This is a genomic window from Virgisporangium ochraceum (assembly GCF_016863655.1).
GTDB lineage: Bacteria > Actinomycetota > Actinomycetes > Mycobacteriales > Micromonosporaceae > Virgisporangium > Virgisporangium ochraceum.
This window is the reverse complement of sequence record NZ_BOPH01000112.1, coordinates 22,969-41,276: the sequence shown is the minus strand read 5'-3', so window position 1 is coordinate 41,276 and position 18,308 is coordinate 22,969. Positions and strand designations below refer to the sequence as shown.

Here is an 18,308-nt window from a genome sequence, read left to right as displayed (position 1 = left end):
GTTCCAACGCATGCTCGACTGGCGCGACGCCGCCCCCGGACGAGACATCGCCATCCGGATCGACACCGACCAGCGCTGGACCGATCTGTTCAGAACCGGCCGCAGCTCATCACGGCCGGTCATACTACGGCTTGCCGATGAGAACGTGCCTGTCGTGCTGAGTGGACATACCTTGACCCCGGACCAGATGAGACGTTTACACCAGGCCACCGACGCGGCGTCGAACGATCCAGCGCACCCGATCGCAAACATGGCGCCCGCCGACTGGTTCGCCCAGCATCTACCGAGCCTCGACGCAGCACGAGAATTCCTCGCACCTTACGGAGTTGACTTTCTGTGACCGACCCCCTCGTCTCACCCGACCTGCTGGCCGCACTCCCGTATCCCTGGCGGCTCACCGGCCTACTCGAACGCGGCGACGCAACCCGCGCACTCCCACCAACCCCACACGAGCGGACGGTGGCAGTATCCGCCCTCGAAACGTCCCTGGCGCACGCCATGGAGGTACGCGCCCGGTACGGCCACGACCCGGACTGGGGACTGCCGCCGCAGTTCTTCGACGACTACTACTTCCCGCTGCTCAACACACTCCACCGATCGATGCCCACGCTGGCCGACGTGTCCCGGCCTTCAATCCGCGACTGGGCACACAACAACGTCAATCCGAAGACGATGTTCCGGGCCGAGTGGACCACACCACCAGACGACTTCATCGACAGCGTCGGCCGCATGTGGGTCTCCTCGACCATCATCGGAGCCTGCGAGCATCTCATCAGATGGCTACGCCAGGTTGCCCGTGACCACCTCACCGATGACCAGCGAACACGCGTGGTCGACCTGCTAAAGGAAGCCACCCCACGGCTGCAGTGGCGCCTCGCGGTCGTGACCATCCCCGCCATCCTGGACCTCGGCGGCCCGCAACAACGGGCGTACTTCGATCAACTGGCCAACGACCCCAACGTCCATGAGAACACCCGGGAAGAAGCAGCGAGCGTCCGGCGGCTCATCGACCGCCAGAACCCGCCATCCTGAACGCCTCATAACTGCACACCGGCGCTTGCAGCATCTGGCATTCGATTCGGGTCAACTCCGGGAGTGTGGAAGGCCGAAGCACGAGACCGAGTGGGTTGTGATCACTTCGGAGGCCACAAGCTCGGTCTGAGCGGCGAGACGCTGCGCAGCCACGCCGAGGCCGAGGAGGCAGCTGTGACGAACACCAAGCCTCACGCCACAACGAGATCCGCCGACAACACCGATCTTGGTTGGCGAATGGTTCGTGTTTGGCCTCGGACACACACCAAAACCCCACGATCATCCGCGTCTGGCTCGGCCAGGACGCGGATTTTCTGGTTTCCGGGGTCGTAGGTCATGGTCAGCCGCAGCTGTCGGTACAGGTCGGCCTTGTGTGTCGGGTCGGCGTCCCGGATGGCTGCTCGGACCGCGTCGAAGCTGCTGACCAGCCGTTCGATGTCCGCTCGGGTGAGCTCGACCGCTGCGGTCGGGTCTTCAGGGTGAAGGGTGCCACTTCATCGCTTCGGCCCGGCAATGAAGTTCACCGGAACCGGCCTCGCGTTTCGCGGCTCATCTGGCAGCGGCCGAGGCCGTCTGTCGATGCGCAACGGGGCGCCGGCGCCGACCGTTTCGCGGCCAGCTCGGCTGTGGCGGACCGGGTAGCGGCGGTGGTTCGTTGGTCTCAGGCGGCGCGGCGGTACTCATGGATCAGGCCGCCGAGGACATCGACACGTTCCACAGCCGCCAGTGCGGTCCCCGGTCCGACGGCGGTCAACGCACCAGCCGCAGCGGGTGGTTGCAGGTCGAGGGCACGGTGTGGTCGGGCGGTGTTGTAGTGCCGCAGGTATTCGGTCAAGACCTGGTGCAGCTGCCGCTCATTCCAGACCAGCGTCCAGTCCAGACAGTCGCTGCGTACCGTGCGCACCCACCGTTCGGCGAAGGCGTTCGCCTGCGGTGTGCGCGGCGGAGTCCGTACCACCTCCACACCCGCCGATGCGAACACGGCGTCGAACGCGGCGGTGAACTTGGTATCGCGGTAGCGGATAAGGTACCGGAAGCGGTGAACGCGTTCGTCAAGGTCCATCACCAGGTTGCGGGCCTGCTGCGTGACCCAGGCCCCGGTGGGGTGAGCGGTGATACCCGCCAGATGGACCCGCCGCCGCTCGACCTCGACGACGAACAGCACGTACAGCCGGGTCAGGCCGATGGTCTCGATGGTGAAGAAGTCGCAGGCAAGCAGCCCGCCGGCCTGAGCGCGCAGGAACTGGGTCCAGGTCGGACCGCCCCGGCGGGGCGCCGGGCCGATCCGGTGCCGGCGCAGGATCCGCCGTGCCGACGACGCGGACACCCGCACGCCGAGGCTGCGGCACTCCCCCACGATCCTCATATAGCCCCACCGCGGGTTCTCCCGAGCCAGCCGCAACACCAGATCAACGACGTGCTGATCCAGGCCGCGGACGCCGCGACCGGTGTACGGGTAGGTCCAACGGCGGACCACCAGCTCCCGGTGCCACCGCAGCAACGTCGACGGGGTCACCAGAAAGACCGGCCACCGCTCGCGCGGCAGCAGCTTCGCCATGGTGGCCAGCAGCATCCGATCCGCCGGCGTATTCCGAGGCCGGCCCACCTGCCGACGCAACACCGCCAGCTGATGACGCAACACCGCGATCTCGACCTCGTTGGCATCCGGCGTCGGACCGCACCCGAGCACGCCGAGAACCCGCCGGACGATCATCAACGCCACCGTACGGACCACCACGACGCCCAGCCTGCCAGCCAGCATCGGCGCAGGTCAGAGCCGTCACCCTGGAGTGGCACCCCTCAGGCCACCTGCGTGTGGTGTGGGCTGCCCTACTGAGGGCTCATCCCAGATTGTGTTTTTGAGTAGGCGGCGGTAGCAGAGCAGGATGCGGCCGAGGTCGGCGAAGGCTTGAGCCACCCCGATGACGACCGCGTCCCCGAGTGCCCGTCCGACAGGCCCGCGACGGCGTCACGCGGCCGCGCCTTCCGGGCCGATCCGGTCGGCCAGCCGGTACACGCGCGTCGCGGTGCCGGCGAGGATCTCGTGCCGGTCCGGTCCGGGCAACGGCGGCAACGCCTCGTCCAGTGCCCGCAGTACGCCGCGGTAGTCGGCGGCGAGCAGACACACCGGCCAGTCCGAGCCGAACATCAGCCGGGAGGCGCCGAACTCGGCGACCGCGACGGCGACGAACGGGCGCAGGTCGGCCGCGGTCCAGCCCGGCCCGGCCTCGGTGACCAGTCCGGACAGCTTGCACGTGACGTTGGCCTGTGCGGCCAGGTCGGCGAACGGTCCGCGCCAGCTCCGCAGCCCGGCCTCCCCCGCGTCGATGCGCGGCTTGCCACAGTGGTCGAGCACCAGGCTCAGCTCCGGGAGGGCCCGGGCCGCCCGGGCCGCGGACGGCAACTGGTCGGCCCGGATCACGAGGTCGAACACCAGACCCGCGGCGGCGATCGTGGCCAGGCCGCGCCGGACGTCGGGCCGGTCGAGGTGGTCGGGGTCGGGATCGCCCTGCACCTGCGACCGCACGCCGACCAGCCGGTCACCGCCGCGCAGGGACCGGTACCCGGCCAGCGTCGCGGCGAGGTCGGGATCGGCGGGGTCGGCCCAGGCCACCACGCCCGCGATGGCCGGGGTGTCGGCGGCGTGGCCGAGGAACTCCGCGGCCTCGTCCGGATGGCACCGGCCTCCCTCGACCAGCACGGTGGCGGTGACCCCGGCCGCGGCCGTTTCGGCGACGAGGTCGGCGGGCGTGAACGGCCGGCGGATCGCCTCCAGACCGGGCGCGTCGAGCCACGTGTACCCGCGTTCCGGCCGCCACAGATGGTGGTGGGCGTCGACGATCACGCCGCCGCCCATTCCGGGCCGTCCGGGTACCGGTACGCGGCCAGCGTCGCCGGGAAGATCTCGGCGCTCATCCCCGGCGCGGTCGGCGCCAGGTAGTGCCCGTCGCGGATGCGGACCGGATCGGCGAAGTGCTCGTGCAGGTGGTCGACGTACTCGATGTACCGGTCCTCGACGGTGCCGCTGACCGCGACGAAGTCGAACATGGCCAGGTGCTGGACCATCTCGCACAGCCCGACGCCACCCGCGTGCGGGCACACCGGCACGCCGAACTTGGCCGCCAGCAGCAGGATCGCGAGGTTCTCGTTGACCCCGCCGACCCGGCAGGCGTCGATCTGCACCACGTCGACCGCGTCGGCCTGCAGCAGTTGCTTGAACATCACGGCGTTGTGGACGTGCTCGCCCGTCGCCACCTTCATCGGCGCGAGCGCCCGGCGCACGGCGGCGTGACCGAGCACGTCGTCGGGCGAGGTCGGCTCCTCGATCCAGTACGGGTCGAACGCGCTGAGTTCGCGCATCCAGCTGATCGCCTCGGGCACGCCCCAGATCTGGTTGGCGTCGACAGCGATATGGATCTCCGGCCCGACCGCCTCGCGGGCCAGCCGCACGCGGCGGACGTCGTCGGCGAGGTTCCCGCCAACTTTGATCTTGATCAGCCGGTATCCGTCCGAGACGGCTTCGCGGCACAGCCGCACCAGCTTCTCGTCGTCGTAGCCGTACCAGCCCGGAGTCGTGGTGTAGGCGGGGAATCCGCCGGCCCGCAGCCGCCGCTCCCGGTCGGCCCGGCCGGGCCCGGCCGCGCGCAGCAGGGCGAGCGCCTCCTGTTCGGTGAGCGCGTCGCGCAGGTACCGGAAGTCGATCTGGGCTACCAGTTGCTCCGGCGACAGATCCGACAGCAGCTTCCACAACGGTTGCCCGGCGCGCCGGGCGGCCAGGTCCCACACGGCGTTGACGAGACCGCCGGCCGCCATGTGGACCACGCCCTTGGCCGGGCCCAACCACCGGATCTGGCTGTCGCCGACGAGCCGCTGCACCAGCGCGCCCGGGTCGGCGACGAGGTCGTCGACCGCCAGCCCCACCACCATCGCGCCCAACGACCGCAACGCGGCCACCTCGATCTCAGTGCCCCGACCGACGGTGAACACCAGGCCGTGCCCCTCCGCGCCGTCGGTGGTGCGGAGCACGACGTAGGCCGCGGAGTAGTCCGGAAACGGGTTCATCGCGTCGGAGCCGTCGCGGTGGCGGGAGGTCGGGAACCGGACGTCGACGGTCTCCACAGCATGAATGCGCTCCGTCATGCCGGGTCCCCGCTCCGTGGTGACCCGCCCGGACCGGCAGGACTCTGCTTGATGATGTCCCCGCATGAGTGCTCGGTCATGTCTGCGCCTTTCCGCCCGTTACGCGGGACACCACGAGAGCCACCAGGATGACGGCGCCGTTGAGGAAGTTGGTCCATTGCGCGGGCACGCCGGCAAGGGTCAGGACATTTATGATCATAAAAAGTAGGAGGACGCCGGTGAACGCGCCGAACACGGTGCCCTTGCCCCCGTTGAGGCTGACCCCGCCGATGACCGCCGCGGCGAACACCTGGAAGATGGCGCCGTCGCCCTGTGCCGCCGGCACCGCGGCCAGCCGCCCGCTGATGAGCAGCCCCGCCAGCGCCGCGAGCGTGCCGGCCACGATCAGCGCGAGCCACAGGATGCGGTCGGTGCGGATGCCCGCCGCGCGCGCCGCGTCGACGTTGCCGCCGATCGCGTACAGGGCCCGGCCGGGACGGGTGAAGCCCAGCACCACGATCCCGGCCGCGAACAGCAGCAACGAGATCCACACCGAAGCCGGGACACCCACCCACTGGGCCGACCCGAGGTAGGTCATCGACGGCGGCAGGGCGAAGAAGGTCTTGCCGCCCGAGATGCCGGTCAGCAGGCCCCGCAGCACGATCAGCATGCCCAGGGTCACGATGAACCCATTGAGTTTGAAGCGCACGATGAGCAGGCCGTTGAACGCCCCGACGGCCGCACCGACGAGCAGCACGATCGGCACCGCCAGGCCGGCGGGCAGTGCGTTGAGGCCCAGCCCGTGGGTGATGGCCGGGTCTACGATCAGCCAGGCCGCTATCCCCGGCGCCAACCCGAAGATCGACTCGAGCGACAGGTCCATCTTCCCGGTGATCAGCACGATGGTCTCGGCGAGAACCACGATCGAGATCTCCGACATGCTCTGCAGCACGTTGATCATGTTGTCGGCGGTGAGGAACACCGGGCTGACGATGAACCCGACGATCGCCACCGCGATGATCGCCGGCACCAGCGCGAGGTCGCGCAGGCGGGCGATGGCCGGCAGCCGGCGTTGTGGTGTCGACGGTGACTGTGGTGACGAGGTCGGCGGCGCGTCGCCGGTGGACAGCGTGTCAGACATGGTCGAGATCGACCCCTTCCATGGCGGCGACCAGTTCGTTGTCGCTCCACCCGTCGGGTTTCTCGGCGACGACCCGCCCCCGGAACATCACCAGGATGCGGTCACAGATTCGGAGGTCGTCGAGTTCGTCGGACACCACGAGCACGGTGGTGCCGCGCCGGCGGACGTCGTGCACGACGCCCAGCAGCGTCTGCTTGGAACGCACGTCGACCCCGGCGGTAGGGGTCAGCAGGACCAGCAGTTTCGGGTCGTTGGCGAGCGCCCGGGCCATGACGACCTTCTGCTGGTTGCCTCCTGACAGGTCGACGACCGGGACCTCCGGGCCCGGTGCCTTGATCGCCAGGTCGGTGATGGCGTGCCGGGCGACGGCATCCCGGCGGCGCGGCGAGAGCAGGCCCCGGCGACGGATGCGGCCCGGCACCGTCATCGTGACGTTCTCCGCGATCGACAGCAGCGGCACCAGTCCCTCCCGGTTGCGGTCCTGGGGAACCAGCCCGACGCCGGCGGCGAGGGCGTCGGGGACGCTGCCGGGACGCAGCACCCGTCCGTCGACCCGCACGCGGCCGGAGACCGGCCGGGCCAGGCCCGCGATCGCCTCGCCGATCTCGGTCTTGCCGCTGCTGCCGCCGCCGGCGAGGCCGACGACCTCCCCGGCCTTGGCGACCATCGACAGCTCGGCGCCGCCCCGCGTCACCAGCGCCTCGACGATCAACCGGACCGGTGCGCCGGCGGGCAGTTGCCGGTCGGCGGCTTCGGGCAGGTGGACGTCTTCGCCCGTCATCGCCGCGACCACCTCCTGGTGCCCGAGGTCGGCGACCGGCGCGGTGACGATGTGCCGGGCGTCGCGGAAGACCGTCACCCGGTCGCAGATCTCGTAGATCTCCTGCAGGTGGTGGCTGATGTACAGGAACGTGACGCCCTGCGCCCGCAGCCCGCGGATCCGCTCGAACAACCGGGCGATCCCGGCCGCGTCGAGCTGGGCGGTCGGCTCGTCGAGGATGATGAACCGGGCCCCGAACGACAGCGCCCGGGCGATCTCGACGAACTGCCGCTGTTCGACCGTGAGGTCCGACGCCGGGCTGCGCGCGTCGACGTCGACCGACCACTCGGCGAGCAGCCGTTCGGCGTCCCGGCGCAGGCTGTTCCACCGGATGAGCCGGCCCGGTCCGCGGGCGTGCCGGTTGAGGAAGAGGTTCTCCCCCACCGTCAGTTCGGGGATGATCGTCGACTTCTGGTAGACGCAGGCCACCCGCTGGCGCCAGGCGTCGCGGTCCGACAGCGGTGGCGCGGGCCGGCCGTCGAACTCGACGGTGCCGGCGTCGGCCGCCTGCAGGCCGGTGAGGATGCTCACCAGTGTCGACTTCCCCGCCCCGTTGCGGCCCACCAGCGCGTGCGTTTCGCCCGGCCGGATGAGGATGCCGGCGCCGGCGAGGGCCACCGTCGAACCGAACCGTTTGGTGATGTCGACCGCCTCGACGACGGGCCGGCCGGAACCGGCCGGCCCGTCCGCCGGGTCCGTGCCCGTGGGGCTCATACGTTGTTGCCCCACAACGACTTGTCGTCGAACTTCGTGGTCGGCTGCCCGCCGATGGCCGCGCCGTCCAGTGTCACCAGCGGCGCCGCGAGCTGGTCTTCGAGCACACCGTCGCGGACCTGGATGATGGTGCTGCCGTGGTCGGTCGGCCCGGGCTGGAACGTCTTACCGTCGATGGCCGCCTTGGCGTAGAGGAGGCCGTACTTGGCGTAGAGGTCGGCCGGCTGGCTCACCGTGGCGTCGATCAGGCCACCCTGGATGTTCTTGAGCTCCTCGGGGATCCCGTCGTTGGAGACGACGAAGACGTGCTTCGGGTCGGTCGGTGGAACCTGGAGCCCGCGCTGCTTGAGGATCTGCAGCGTGCCGGACAGGGCGAACGACGACTGCATGTAGATGCCCTTGATGTCGGGGTCCGACGTGAACCGGGTCTGCAGCTTGGTGGCGGCCACGTCGCCCTTCCAGTCGGTGGCCTCACCGAACACCTGGATACCGGGGAAGTCCTTCTTCATGCACTCGTTGAACGCCTCGGTCCGGTCGCGGCCGTTGACCGACGCGAGGTCACCCTGCAGCATGACGACCTTGCCCTTGCCGCCGAGTTTGGTGCCGAGGAACTGGCACGCCTTGGTTCCGTAGGCGCGGTTGTCGGCCCGCACGACCATGAACACCTTGCCCGTGTCCGGTCGGGTGTCGATGGTGACCACCGGGATCTTCCGGTCGGCCAGTTGGTCGAGCGTGGGTGCGATCGCGGCGGTGTCCTGCGGGGCCATCACCACGCCCTTGACCCCTTGGCTCATGAACGCCTGGGTGTTGGAGATGAGGTTGGCGATGTCGTTCTGTGAGTTGCTGGTCTTCAGCTCGATGCCCAGTTCCTTGGCCGACGGCGGGACGTACTTGATGTAGGAGTTCCAGAAGTCGGTGTCCGACCGGGGGTAGTCGACCCCGACCACCGGGGTCGAGGCGCCACCGGCGCCGGAGTCCGAGTCCCGGTTGCAGCCGGCGGTCGAGACGGCGGCGCTCAGGACCGCCGTGAGACACAGTCCGAGTAAGGCTTTGCGGTTCACCGGGTCTCCTTTTCGTGGCGGCGCGCACGGTCGATCGACGCGGCGCCGGGCGGTGTCGACGGGATGGGGCGGCGGAGCCCGAGGGCGGCGCAAACATCATATGTTTCCTCGCCCTTTATAGGGCACTCCGGAGCGCCTGTCCAGGGGCCGGTCGCCGGAAGACCATGGACATCACGATCGCTAAGCCTACGGTCAAAGGCATCCAGGGGATCAGGAAAGGCAGCGGTCCACAGTGGACGCCCAACCGGCACGCCGATTACTCCCGCGCGATCCGGCCGGTCATCTGATGACTGTGCGTCAGGTCCGCAGGCTCCACCGCTGGTTGGGCTGCCCGTTGCACGACCACAGGACGATCTTCGTGCCGTTGGCGGTGGAGGCGCCGGTGGCGTCCAGGCACAGCCCCGACTGCTGGCCCCTGATGGTGCCGTCGGCGTTGACGTTCCACTGCTGGTTGGGCTGGCCGTTGCAGTCCCAGATGATGGCCTGGGTGCCGTTCGTGGTTCCGGCGCCGCTGGCGTCGAGGCACCTGGTGCCGCCGTGGACAGTCAGCTGCCGGCCCGCCGTGTACGTCCACCGCTGCCCGGTGGCGGTCCCACAGTCCCACAGCTGGACCTGGGTGCCGTTGGTGGTGGTCGAGTTCGGCACGTCGACGCACCGCGCGGACTGACTGCCCACGATCTGCTGCGCGGTGGGCGCCGGCGCGTCCGACGGCGACGTCACCGTGATCGTGAACGCGTCGTCGACGGTCGAGTGCGGCACGTTCACCGTCACGGCGTTGTTCGCCAGAGCGACCACCGAGTCCTGCACCGTGACCGGGCCGGTCACCGCGCCACCGCCATTGTGCGGGATCCGGTGGACCACGACCCGCACCTGGTTGTCGCGCACGACCCCGGTCGTGGCGTCGAGGCGCCGCAGGCCGACCGCGATGTTGCCGGTCGTGGTACCCCCACCTACGAGCACCTTCGCCACCCCGCTGTCGCGCGTCGCGAAGGCGTCGTAGTGGGAGCTGGGCGTGACCGCGACGATCTGGCCGGTCTGCCCGCCGTAGAAGTTGTAGGCCCACCACTCCCCCTTCGGCCGGTACTGGCCGGAGCTGTCGTGGACGAGCAGGTTGCCCAGATCGTTGTGGAGGTTCGACCCGCCGGCCCAGTTGGCGCGCAGACCGTCGGCGCCGGCGCGCTCCAGCCGGGCGATGTACCAGGCGCCGTCGGCCGGGTTCTGCTCGTTGGAGGCGCCGTACTCGTTGATCTGATACGGCCGCGGATGCGCGATGCCCCGCGCGTCCAGCGTCGCGTTGGCCAGGGCGACGTTCGCGACGGGATCGCCCGGAAGGCTGTGCCAGCTGACGATATCCGGCACGACGTTGTTGGCCTTGACGAAGTCGAGGTACTGGACCCACCAGCCACCTGTCGAGGGAACACACGCACAGCTCGGCCCGACGATCAGCTGGTCCGGGAACTCGGCCCGCAGGCGCTGGTAGGTGCGCCGCCACAACTCGAAGTACTGCGCCTGCGGGCGGTTCCAGAACAGCGTGATGTTCGGCTCGTTCCAGATGTCCCACTGCACAGGCGCTCCTGTCGCCCGCACGTCGGCGACGAGGCGGGTCAGGAAGGCGTCGTAGTCGCTCCAGTTGCCGTTGTCGCCGGGAAACCGCGAGATGGGGTATCCGTCGGCGCCCCACAGGTCGTGCACCAGCAGCACGAACTGCCCGCCCAGGGACCGGGTGCGCTGGAGCTGGGCCCGGGTCGCGTTCCACCGGCGGTCATAGCGGCCCGACACCCATCCGCCCGGGCTGTCGAGTTGGGCGCCGCCGGCCCGCATGTACCGGAACCGCACATCGGTGAAGTAGCGGTCGGGCGGACTCGCCCCGTTCTCCGTCATGCCGTAGATCCAGCCGGACGCCCGGTAGGTCGGCACGCCGGTCGTCACGGAGAAGTCGACGCTGATCGACTCGTCGGCCGCCGACGCCGGCCGGCTCCCGACGGCGACGAGCATTGCGGACAGGACGACGGCCACGGTGGCCAGAACCGTGCGGCCCCGCAGGGTCGTGGGCATCGTCGACGCTCCTCCGGTCGTAGTAGGGCCACGCGGTCAGGCCGTGGCGAGCCGCCACTGCTGGTTGGTGCCGCCGTGGCAGGCCCACAGCTGGATCCTGGTGCCGTTGGCCGTGCCGGCGGCCGCCGCGTCGACGCACAGGCCGGACTGGACGCCGGTCAGGGCCCCGGTGCTGCCGACGGTCCACTGCTGGTTGGTCTGTCCGCTGCAGTCCCAGATGATCACCGCGGTACCGTTGGCGGTGCCGCGTCCGCTGGCGTCCAGGCACTTGGTGCCGAAGATCCGCAACTCCCGGTTCGCCGTGTAGGTCCAGGCCTGGTTGGTGCCGCTGTGGCAGTCGTACAACCGCACCTGAGCGCCGTTGGCTCCGGTCCCCGGGACGTCGAGGCACCGCCCGGACGCGACCCCCGTGACCGTGCCACCCGACGGGTTCGTCGGTGTGCCACCGTCGAGGCCCAGGAAGGTGATGGCGTAGGCCAGCATCCCGTTCTGCGGCAGCGTGTGCCCGGTGCCAGCGATGCTGATCGCCTCGACCGCGGAGCCGTAGCGGGTCCGGGTCCAGCCCGACCGTGGACTGTCCGATGAGGACGGCGTCTGGCCCAGGCCGGCCAGGTTCGTCCACTGCTTGATCTGTTCGCCGAAGTTGTTGTAGTGCAGCGTGGTGTCGGTAGTGCCGTGCCATACCTGCATGCGCGGGTAGCGGCCGGTGTAGCCCGGATTCATCGCGCGGGCCAAGTCGCCCCACTGCTGCGCCGTCCGGATGACCGAGCCCCCGGAACACTGGCCGTTCCACAGCGAGCCGTCGGTGGTGGCGAAGCAGCCGGCCGGCACACCCGAGTACGCCGAGGCGGCGCTGAAGACGTCCGGGTACTGGGCGGCCAGGACGTTCGTCATCATGGCGCCCGAGGAGAACCCGCTGACCACGATCCGCGCCGGGTCGACGTCGTAGCGGGCCCGGGCCCAGCTGACCATCGACATGATGCCGGTCGAGTCGCCGCCGCCGTCGCGCCGCAGTGCCGGCGGCGTCGACACGTCGAAGCAGTGCCCGCTGCGCGTGGCCTCCGGCAGGACGATCACATAGCCGTACCGGTCCGCGGCGGTGACGAAGTCGCGCCCGTTGCCGTTGAAAATTCCCGCGGCCGAACCCGAGCAGTAGTGGACCAGCAGGAGCAGGGCCGGCCGCGCAGCCAACCGGTCGGGCGCGTAAACGTACATCCCGAGGTTGGTGGGGTTGGCACCGAAACCGGAGACCTGTGTCAGCGTCGCGGCCGACGCCGACTGGGGCGTCACCACGGCCAGGCCGAACGACGTCAGCACGGCCGCGGCCGCCGCGGCCAGGATTCGCTTCACGCAGAGCTCCCGGGAATGGGGGTGGTACGGGCGCGCACGGCGTCCGAGGGACACATGGGGAGGTCTGCGGAACATAATTCGTATGACGTTTTCCTGTCAATAGATGCACGCCGATGAGCTGAATCGGCCGCGTCATGACCGGGTCATCCACCGGCAGCTCCCCCACACCCGGCGGGGTGGGATTCCCGATGAGTCAGAGGACGTCGTTGTTCACCGACTGACCCGCCTCCGGGGGCACGTCGCGCCACACCTCGACGACGCTCGTCCGGTCACACCGGGTCGGCCGGCACCATCGCCCGTCACATCGATCAATCCTCCTGCAGGCCGGGCATCGTGCCACGGACCAGGTACAGGTCCGTACCGCGGATCGCGCTGGTGGTGATCTTCACAATCGCGTCCGTGGGTGCCCATCGATGTCCTTCCCGGGCGCTGCACGACCGGGGCCGTCGGCGGCCGACCGCGGCGGTGCGGAACCGCCGCGGCCGGGTACCGTCTCGTGCTGGGCCGCCGGCCGAGACCCGCTATGCCCCGGCCGGCGCCGGTGACCGGTGTACGCCGGTGCGCCGGGCCTCGATCAGGGCGTCAACCGACCACGGGCCGGCGCCGAGAACCGCGATCGTGAGCAGCGCCCAGGCGTACAGGGCCGCGGTCACGCCGCCGTTGTTGAGGGGCAGCAGGCCTTCCGGCTGGTGAACAACGAAGTACGCGTAGGCCATCGATCCCGACGACAGCAGCGCTGCGGGCCGGGTCAGGAGGCCGGTCAGGACCAGCGCGCCGCCGACGAGCTGGATGAGGGCCGCCCACCAGTTGGGCCAGGTGCCGAACTCGATGGCGTGCCCGCTTCCGCGGTGCCCGCCGAAGACACCCAGGACACCGGCTGCGCCATGACACAGGAATAGGAGCCCGACCACGATCCGGAACAGTGACCACACCGGGCCGGAGAACCGTTCGAACGACATTGCGCCTCCTCGGTTGGGTACGTACGGTTCCGATGAGGCTAGGGACGCAATCTCAGAGAACTGTCAGACCGGTCACGACAACGTGCCGAGGCGGTATCCGATGCCGTACACCGTGCGCACCGCGTCACGGCCGAGCTTTCGACGCAGGTAATAGACGTATGTATCCACAGTGGACTCTGTGTGTTCCCGCTGAAAGATGGTGCGGCACAATTCCGATCGCGTGTGTACGGACATCGGCCGGGCCGCCAGGACACGCAGCAGATCGAACTCGCGGGCCGAAAGTGCGACCCGCCGGCCGTCGGACAGGGCGACGTCGCGCAGGTTCAGATCGAGGTGCGCCGCGCCGATGGGCAATGTCTCACCGGTCTCGGAGGTATGCCGGCACAGCGCCCGCAACCGGGCCAGCAACTCGTTCAGGTCGAACGGCTTCACCATGTAGTCGTCGGCGCCGGCGTCGAGACCCTGGATCCTTTCGTGCACGGATCCGAGCGCGGTGAGCATCATCGCCCGCGCCCGCACCTCCCGCCCGCGCAGCCGCCGTAACAGGTCCAGGCCGTCGATAGCCGGGATCCTTCGGTCGATGACCACGACGTCGTAGCGCCGCGTGAGGCCGAGATGCAGCCCGCGCTGACCGTCGCTGGCCACCTCGACTGTGTAGCCTTCGTCGCTCAAGGCGGCCGCGAGCAAGTCGGACAGTTCGTGGTCGTCCTCTACAAGGAGCAGTCGCACGTCGCCAGAATCACACGGCGGTCGCCGTCAGATATCGATTGTGACGAATCTTAACCTTGTTCAGGGAGCTGATCCCACATGGTGGTTCCGGGCCGGGCCGGGCCAGGCGACAATGGCGCGTTTGACGCGCGACGACCGACTGGCCGGCGCGGGTAACCGTCCAAACACCGGACAACGCGGTTGCCGTTCAGGTTCCACAGTGTTAGCAGCGGCCCACCCGGGCCGCCGGGATGCGTAGATCCGCCGGGCGTTCATGGTCGCCCTCGGTCCGGCGGGGAGTCAGTGGCGAAACCGAGCCCGATCCACTGACTTCGGAGAAGGCCCGTGCTCGCACCCGTCGTGGTTCCCCCCTGCCCGCGTACGCCCGCCGCGCCGATCGGCTCCACCGCGTCCGCGCTCCCCCGGGTGAGCGTGGTCATTCCCACGCTCAACGAGGCTCGCAACCTGCCCCACGTGTTCGCACTGCTGCCGGCGGACATCTACGAGGTGGTCGTGGTCGACGGCAACTCGACCGACGACACGATCGCGGTGGCGCGGCGGTTGCGGCCCGACGTGCGGATCGTGCGGCAGACGCGCCGGGGTAAGGGCAACGCGCTCGCGTGCGGCTTCGCCGCCTGCCGCGGCGACATCATCGTCATGCTCGACGCCGACGGGTCGACCGACCCCCGCGAGATCCCGGCCTTCGTCGCCGCGCTGCGGGCCGGCGCCGACTACGCCAAGGGTTCCCGGTTCGTCGCCGGCGGCGGTAGCACAGACATCACGGGTATCCGGCGCACCGGCAACCATGCGCTCAACCTGATCGCGAACGTGCTCAACGGGACGCGGTTCACCGACCTCTGCTACGGCTACAACGCGTTCTGGCGGCACTGCCTGCCGACGCTGAACCTGGACGCGGGGCACGAGGACGCCGCCGGGGCGATGTGCTGGGGTGACGGGTTCGAGATCGAGACGATCATCAACGTCCGCGTCGCCCGGGCCGGGCTCACGGTCGCCGAGGTGCCGAGCTTCGAACATGACCGGATCCACGGCGAAAGCAACCTGAACGCCGTCCGGGACGGCCTGCGGGTGCTGCGGACGCTCGCCCGCGAGCGGCTGCGCCGGCCGTCCGCGCACCGCCCGACGCACCAGCACGCCCACGCCGTGGCCGCGGCGTCCCTCTGATGCCACGACCGACCCTCAGCGAACCGAGAGGAACCTCTTCAGTGCAGAAACGGTCCACCTTCTGGCGGGCGCTGGTCGCGGCCGCAGCCGGAGCCCTCGCGGCCGGCGCGGTCGCGACGCCGGCTCTCGCCGCCTCCACCGTGACCCCGGCGAGTGGCGGCACCACCATGACCGCCACCAACGCCGGTCCGACGGCCACCTACACGAACCTCGGCGCGATCGTCGTCGACGAGGCCGCCGCGCAGGAGATCTCCCTCGGGCGGTTCGCCGTCATGGCGCCGGCCGGCTTCGAGTTCCGTACCGGCGCGACCGTGAGCGTCGCCCTCTCCGGCCCGGGCACCGCGGCGCGGCCGCAGATCTCGGCCTCGTCGTCGTGCACCAACGCGACGCGGGCAACGCTCAACGTCACCCCGACGGCCACCGCGCTGACGTTCTTCGTCTGCGACCGGTCGTCCACCGCCAGTGTCGTCACCATCGGGGCCAACTCCGGCACGACGGGCCGGCTCGGCGTGCGTCCGACCGCCAGCACACCGGTCGCCAGCGGCACCATGTACCTCGACGGCTCCACCGGCGCGGTCACCGTCTCCGGTGTCACGCGCGGCGTCGGCGGCACCAACTTCGGAACGCTGACCGAGGCGCCGGCGGCCGCGTCGCAGCTGTCGGTGGGCGTGCCCGCGACCGTCACCGCGGGTGCCGGCCAGTCGGTCACGGTCACGGCCCGCGACCAGTACGGGAACGTGGCCACCGGCTACCGCGGCACGGTGACGTTCTCGTCGTCGGACCCGGCGGTCGTGAAGCCGGCGGACTACACGTTCACCGCCGTCGACAACGGCACGCACACCTTCACCGGCGTGGTGTTCAAGACCGCCGGCGCCCGGAACCTGATCGCCTCCGACAGGGCCACGTCGTCGATCGCCGGCAGCGGCTCGACGACCGTCGTCGCCGGTGCCGCGACGGCCATGGCCCTGACCGGTATCACGAGCCCGGCCGCCGCCGGGTCGGCCGGCACCGCGACGGTGACCCTGCGCGACGCGTACGGCAACGTCGCCACCGGCTACCGCGGCGCCGTCACGTTCACCTCGACGGACCCCGCGGCGGCCCTGCCGCCGGTGTACACCTTTACCGCGGCCGACGGCGGCACGCACACCTTCACCGGTGGCGTCACCCTGCGGACCGCGGGGAACCACACCGTGAGCGTCTCCGACGGGTCGCTGGCGAGCAGCCAGGGCCCGATCTCCGTGCAGCCGGGCGCACTCGCGAGCCTCGCGGTCTCGCCGGGAACGTCCACGATGGACGCCGGCGCGAGCCGCTCGTTCACCGCGCAGGGCCGCGACGCGAGCGGGAACAACCTCGGTGACCGCACCGCGGCAAGCACGTTCACCATCGCGCCCGACGGGTCGTGCGCCGGCAGCACCTGTACGGCGACCGTCGCCGGTCCGCACACCGTCACCGCGACCTCCGGCACGGCAACGGGTACCGCGACCCTCCAGGTGAACCCGGCCGCCCCGGTGGTGACCGTGGCGCTGTCCGACCCGACGATCGTCGCCGACGGCACCGCCACGTCGACCGTCAATGTGACCGTGGCCGACCGGTTCGGCAACGCCCGCACCGGCGACACCGTCGCCCTCACCAGTGACGGTGGCGCGACGTTCGGCGCGGTCACCAACCACGGCGACGGGACGTACTCGGCGGTGCTCACGGCGTCCACGATGGCCGGGACCCAGACGATCGCCGCAACCACCGGTGGCGCCACCGGAAGCGCCGTGCTGACCCAGACCGCCGGGCCGGCGGCGACCGTGACGCTGGTGCTGTCGGCGCCGAGCGTGACCGCGGACGGCACCTCGACCGTGAACGCCACGGTGACCGTCACCGACAGGCACGGCAACCCGAAGACCGGTGAGCCGGTCGCCCTGTCGACCGACGGAGACGTCGACATTTCGCCGGTGACCGACCAGGGCTTCGGCATCTACGTCGCGACCGTCACCGCGTCGACCACCGCCGGCGCCGAGGTGATCACCGCGACCGACGGCGCGCTGACCGCTACCTCGACGCTCACCGAGCTGGCGCCGCTCGCCGCCACGTCGACCGCTCCGGCCACCCTGGGCCAGGGCGCCAACGGTGGGGCGTTCGGCCAGAGCGTCACTGTGACGGGCAAGGGTTTCACGCCCGGCGCACAGGTGGACCTCGGGCCCGGCGTCACCGTGAAGTTCACGACGTTCGTGTCGGCCACCACGCTGACCGCGCACGTCGTCGTCGCCGGCAACGCCGCGGTCGGTTCGCGTCCGCTGACGGTGACCCTGCTCGACGGTCGCACGGTGACCTGTGCCGCCTGCTTCACGGTGGCGCCGGGTCCGCAGGTGTCCGCCGTTACGCCGAACGCGATCGGCCCGGGCGCGGTGCGCACGGTGACGGTCGAGGGTTCCGGCTTCACGTCGGGCATGAAGGTGACCGTTCCGGCGAGCGGCGTCGCGGTCACCTCGGTGACCGTCGTCGACGCCGGCAACCTCACCCTCACGCTGTCGACGGCGGGTGCCGCGGCGCCGGGTCCGCGCGACCTGATCCTGACCAACCCCGGTGACGCCGGCAGCGTCCAATGTGGAGGGTGCTTCGTGGTGACGGCCGCGCCCGTGATCGAGTCGGTCACGCCCGGCGTGCTCGGCGGCGGAGCGCTCACCACCGTCACGGTGAGCGGGTCGAACTTCAGCGAGGGCGCCCGGCTGTCGTTCGCGGGCACCGGTGTCGCGGTCATGAGCCAGAGCCGGGTGGACGCGAACACGATCACCGCGACGCTGTCCGTCGCCGGTGCGGCCGTCGCCGGTGACCGGGTGGTCAGCGTGGTCAACGCCGACGGTGGCAAGGGCTCGAACTCGACCGTGTTCGCGGTGAGCGGCGCGCCGACGGTCACCGGCATCACGCCGAACGTGGTGGCCCGGGGCGGCACCGCGCGGGTCACCATCACCGGCACGAACTTCGTACCCGGTGCGGCCGTCAGCCTGAGCACCGGCGTGACCGTCACGGATGTCACGGTGGTCGACTCCACCACCATCACCGCGACGGTGGGTGCCGCCGCGACGACGGGTACGGGCAACCGGACGGTGCTGGTGACGAACCCGGACAGCGGCAAGGCGAGCTGCGTGGGCTGCTTCCGGGTGTCGTAGCCGCGGGTT

General features: G+C 70.2%; 14 protein-coding genes. 4 read left to right on the top strand and 10 right to left on the bottom strand.

Going from position 1 to position 18,308, the window contains the following annotated elements:
- Nucleotides 1-10: 10 nt before the first annotated feature.
- On the top strand, nucleotides 11-340 hold the full coding sequence (locus tag Voc01_RS40605) for a hypothetical protein (protein WP_203933035.1): 330 nt from the start codon (nucleotides 11-13) through the stop codon (nucleotides 338-340).
- Nucleotides 337-1,032: a hypothetical protein gene (locus Voc01_RS40600; protein WP_203933034.1), complete on the top strand. Its 696-nt coding sequence runs from the start codon at nucleotides 337-339 to the stop codon at nucleotides 1,030-1,032. The genes Voc01_RS40605 and Voc01_RS40600 overlap by 4 nt, the downstream gene beginning before the upstream one ends.
- A 661-nt stretch (nucleotides 1,033-1,693) precedes the next feature.
- Here the strand turns inward: Voc01_RS40600 and Voc01_RS53595 are convergent.
- The 10 genes from Voc01_RS53595 to Voc01_RS40550 all read right to left on the bottom strand — a co-directional run bounded on the left by Voc01_RS53595 (nucleotide 1,694) and on the right by Voc01_RS40550 (nucleotide 13,980).
- On the bottom strand, nucleotides 1,694-2,794 hold the full coding sequence (locus Voc01_RS53595; RefSeq protein WP_239160850.1) for an integrase core domain-containing protein: 1,101 nt from the start codon (nucleotides 2,792-2,794) through the stop codon (nucleotides 1,694-1,696).
- A 207-nt stretch (nucleotides 2,795-3,001) separates the two neighbouring features.
- The gene (locus Voc01_RS40590; protein ID WP_239160849.1) at nucleotides 3,002-3,877 is read right to left on the bottom strand and encodes an amidohydrolase family protein; all 876 of its coding nucleotides are present in this window, start codon (nucleotides 3,875-3,877) and stop codon (nucleotides 3,002-3,004) included.
- The gene (locus tag Voc01_RS40585; RefSeq protein WP_203933032.1) at nucleotides 3,874-5,172 is read right to left on the bottom strand and encodes an enolase C-terminal domain-like protein; all 1,299 of its coding nucleotides are present in this window, start codon (nucleotides 5,170-5,172) and stop codon (nucleotides 3,874-3,876) included. The genes Voc01_RS40590 and Voc01_RS40585 overlap by 4 nt, the downstream gene beginning before the upstream one ends.
- 76 nt (nucleotides 5,173-5,248) lie before the next feature.
- Complete coding sequence (locus Voc01_RS40580; RefSeq protein WP_203933031.1) at nucleotides 5,249-6,292, bottom strand: ABC transporter permease; 1,044 nt, start codon at nucleotides 6,290-6,292, stop codon at nucleotides 5,249-5,251.
- Complete coding sequence (locus Voc01_RS40575; RefSeq protein WP_203933030.1) at nucleotides 6,285-7,826, bottom strand: sugar ABC transporter ATP-binding protein; 1,542 nt, start codon at nucleotides 7,824-7,826, stop codon at nucleotides 6,285-6,287. Before Voc01_RS40575 ends, Voc01_RS40580 begins: the two co-directional genes overlap by 8 nt.
- Nucleotides 7,823-8,887 (bottom strand): sugar ABC transporter substrate-binding protein, encoded by a 1,065-nt coding sequence (locus Voc01_RS40570; protein WP_203933029.1) that lies wholly within the window; start codon nucleotides 8,885-8,887, stop codon nucleotides 7,823-7,825. The genes Voc01_RS40575 and Voc01_RS40570 overlap by 4 nt, the downstream gene beginning before the upstream one ends.
- Nucleotides 8,888-9,184: 297 nt before the next feature.
- Nucleotides 9,185-10,942 carry an RICIN domain-containing protein gene (locus Voc01_RS40565; protein ID WP_203933028.1) on the bottom strand — a complete coding sequence of 586 codons (1,758 nt, stop codon included), beginning with the start codon at nucleotides 10,940-10,942 and terminating at the stop codon, nucleotides 9,185-9,187.
- A gap of 36 nt (nucleotides 10,943-10,978) precedes the next feature.
- Complete coding sequence (locus tag Voc01_RS40560; RefSeq protein WP_239160848.1) at nucleotides 10,979-12,292, bottom strand: extracellular catalytic domain type 1 short-chain-length polyhydroxyalkanoate depolymerase; 1,314 nt, start codon at nucleotides 12,290-12,292, stop codon at nucleotides 10,979-10,981.
- A 521-nt stretch (nucleotides 12,293-12,813) separates the two neighbouring features.
- On the bottom strand, nucleotides 12,814-13,251 hold the full coding sequence (locus Voc01_RS40555; RefSeq protein WP_203933026.1) for a DoxX family protein: 438 nt from the start codon (nucleotides 13,249-13,251) through the stop codon (nucleotides 12,814-12,816).
- Between the two features lie 72 nt (nucleotides 13,252-13,323).
- Entirely contained in the window at nucleotides 13,324-13,980 is a 657-nt protein-coding gene (locus Voc01_RS40550; protein ID WP_239160847.1) for a response regulator transcription factor, read from the bottom strand.
- A 324-nt stretch (nucleotides 13,981-14,304) separates the two neighbouring features.
- Here Voc01_RS40550 and Voc01_RS40545 point away from each other — a divergent pair, with 324 nt between their 5' ends.
- Nucleotides 14,305-15,141 (top strand): glycosyltransferase family 2 protein, encoded by an 837-nt coding sequence (locus Voc01_RS40545; protein WP_239160846.1) that lies wholly within the window; start codon nucleotides 14,305-14,307, stop codon nucleotides 15,139-15,141.
- A gap of 41 nt (nucleotides 15,142-15,182) precedes the next feature.
- On the top strand, nucleotides 15,183-18,299 hold the full coding sequence (locus tag Voc01_RS40540; protein ID WP_203933025.1) for a beta strand repeat-containing protein: 3,117 nt from the start codon (nucleotides 15,183-15,185) through the stop codon (nucleotides 18,297-18,299).
- Nucleotides 18,300-18,308: the final 9 nt, after the last annotated feature.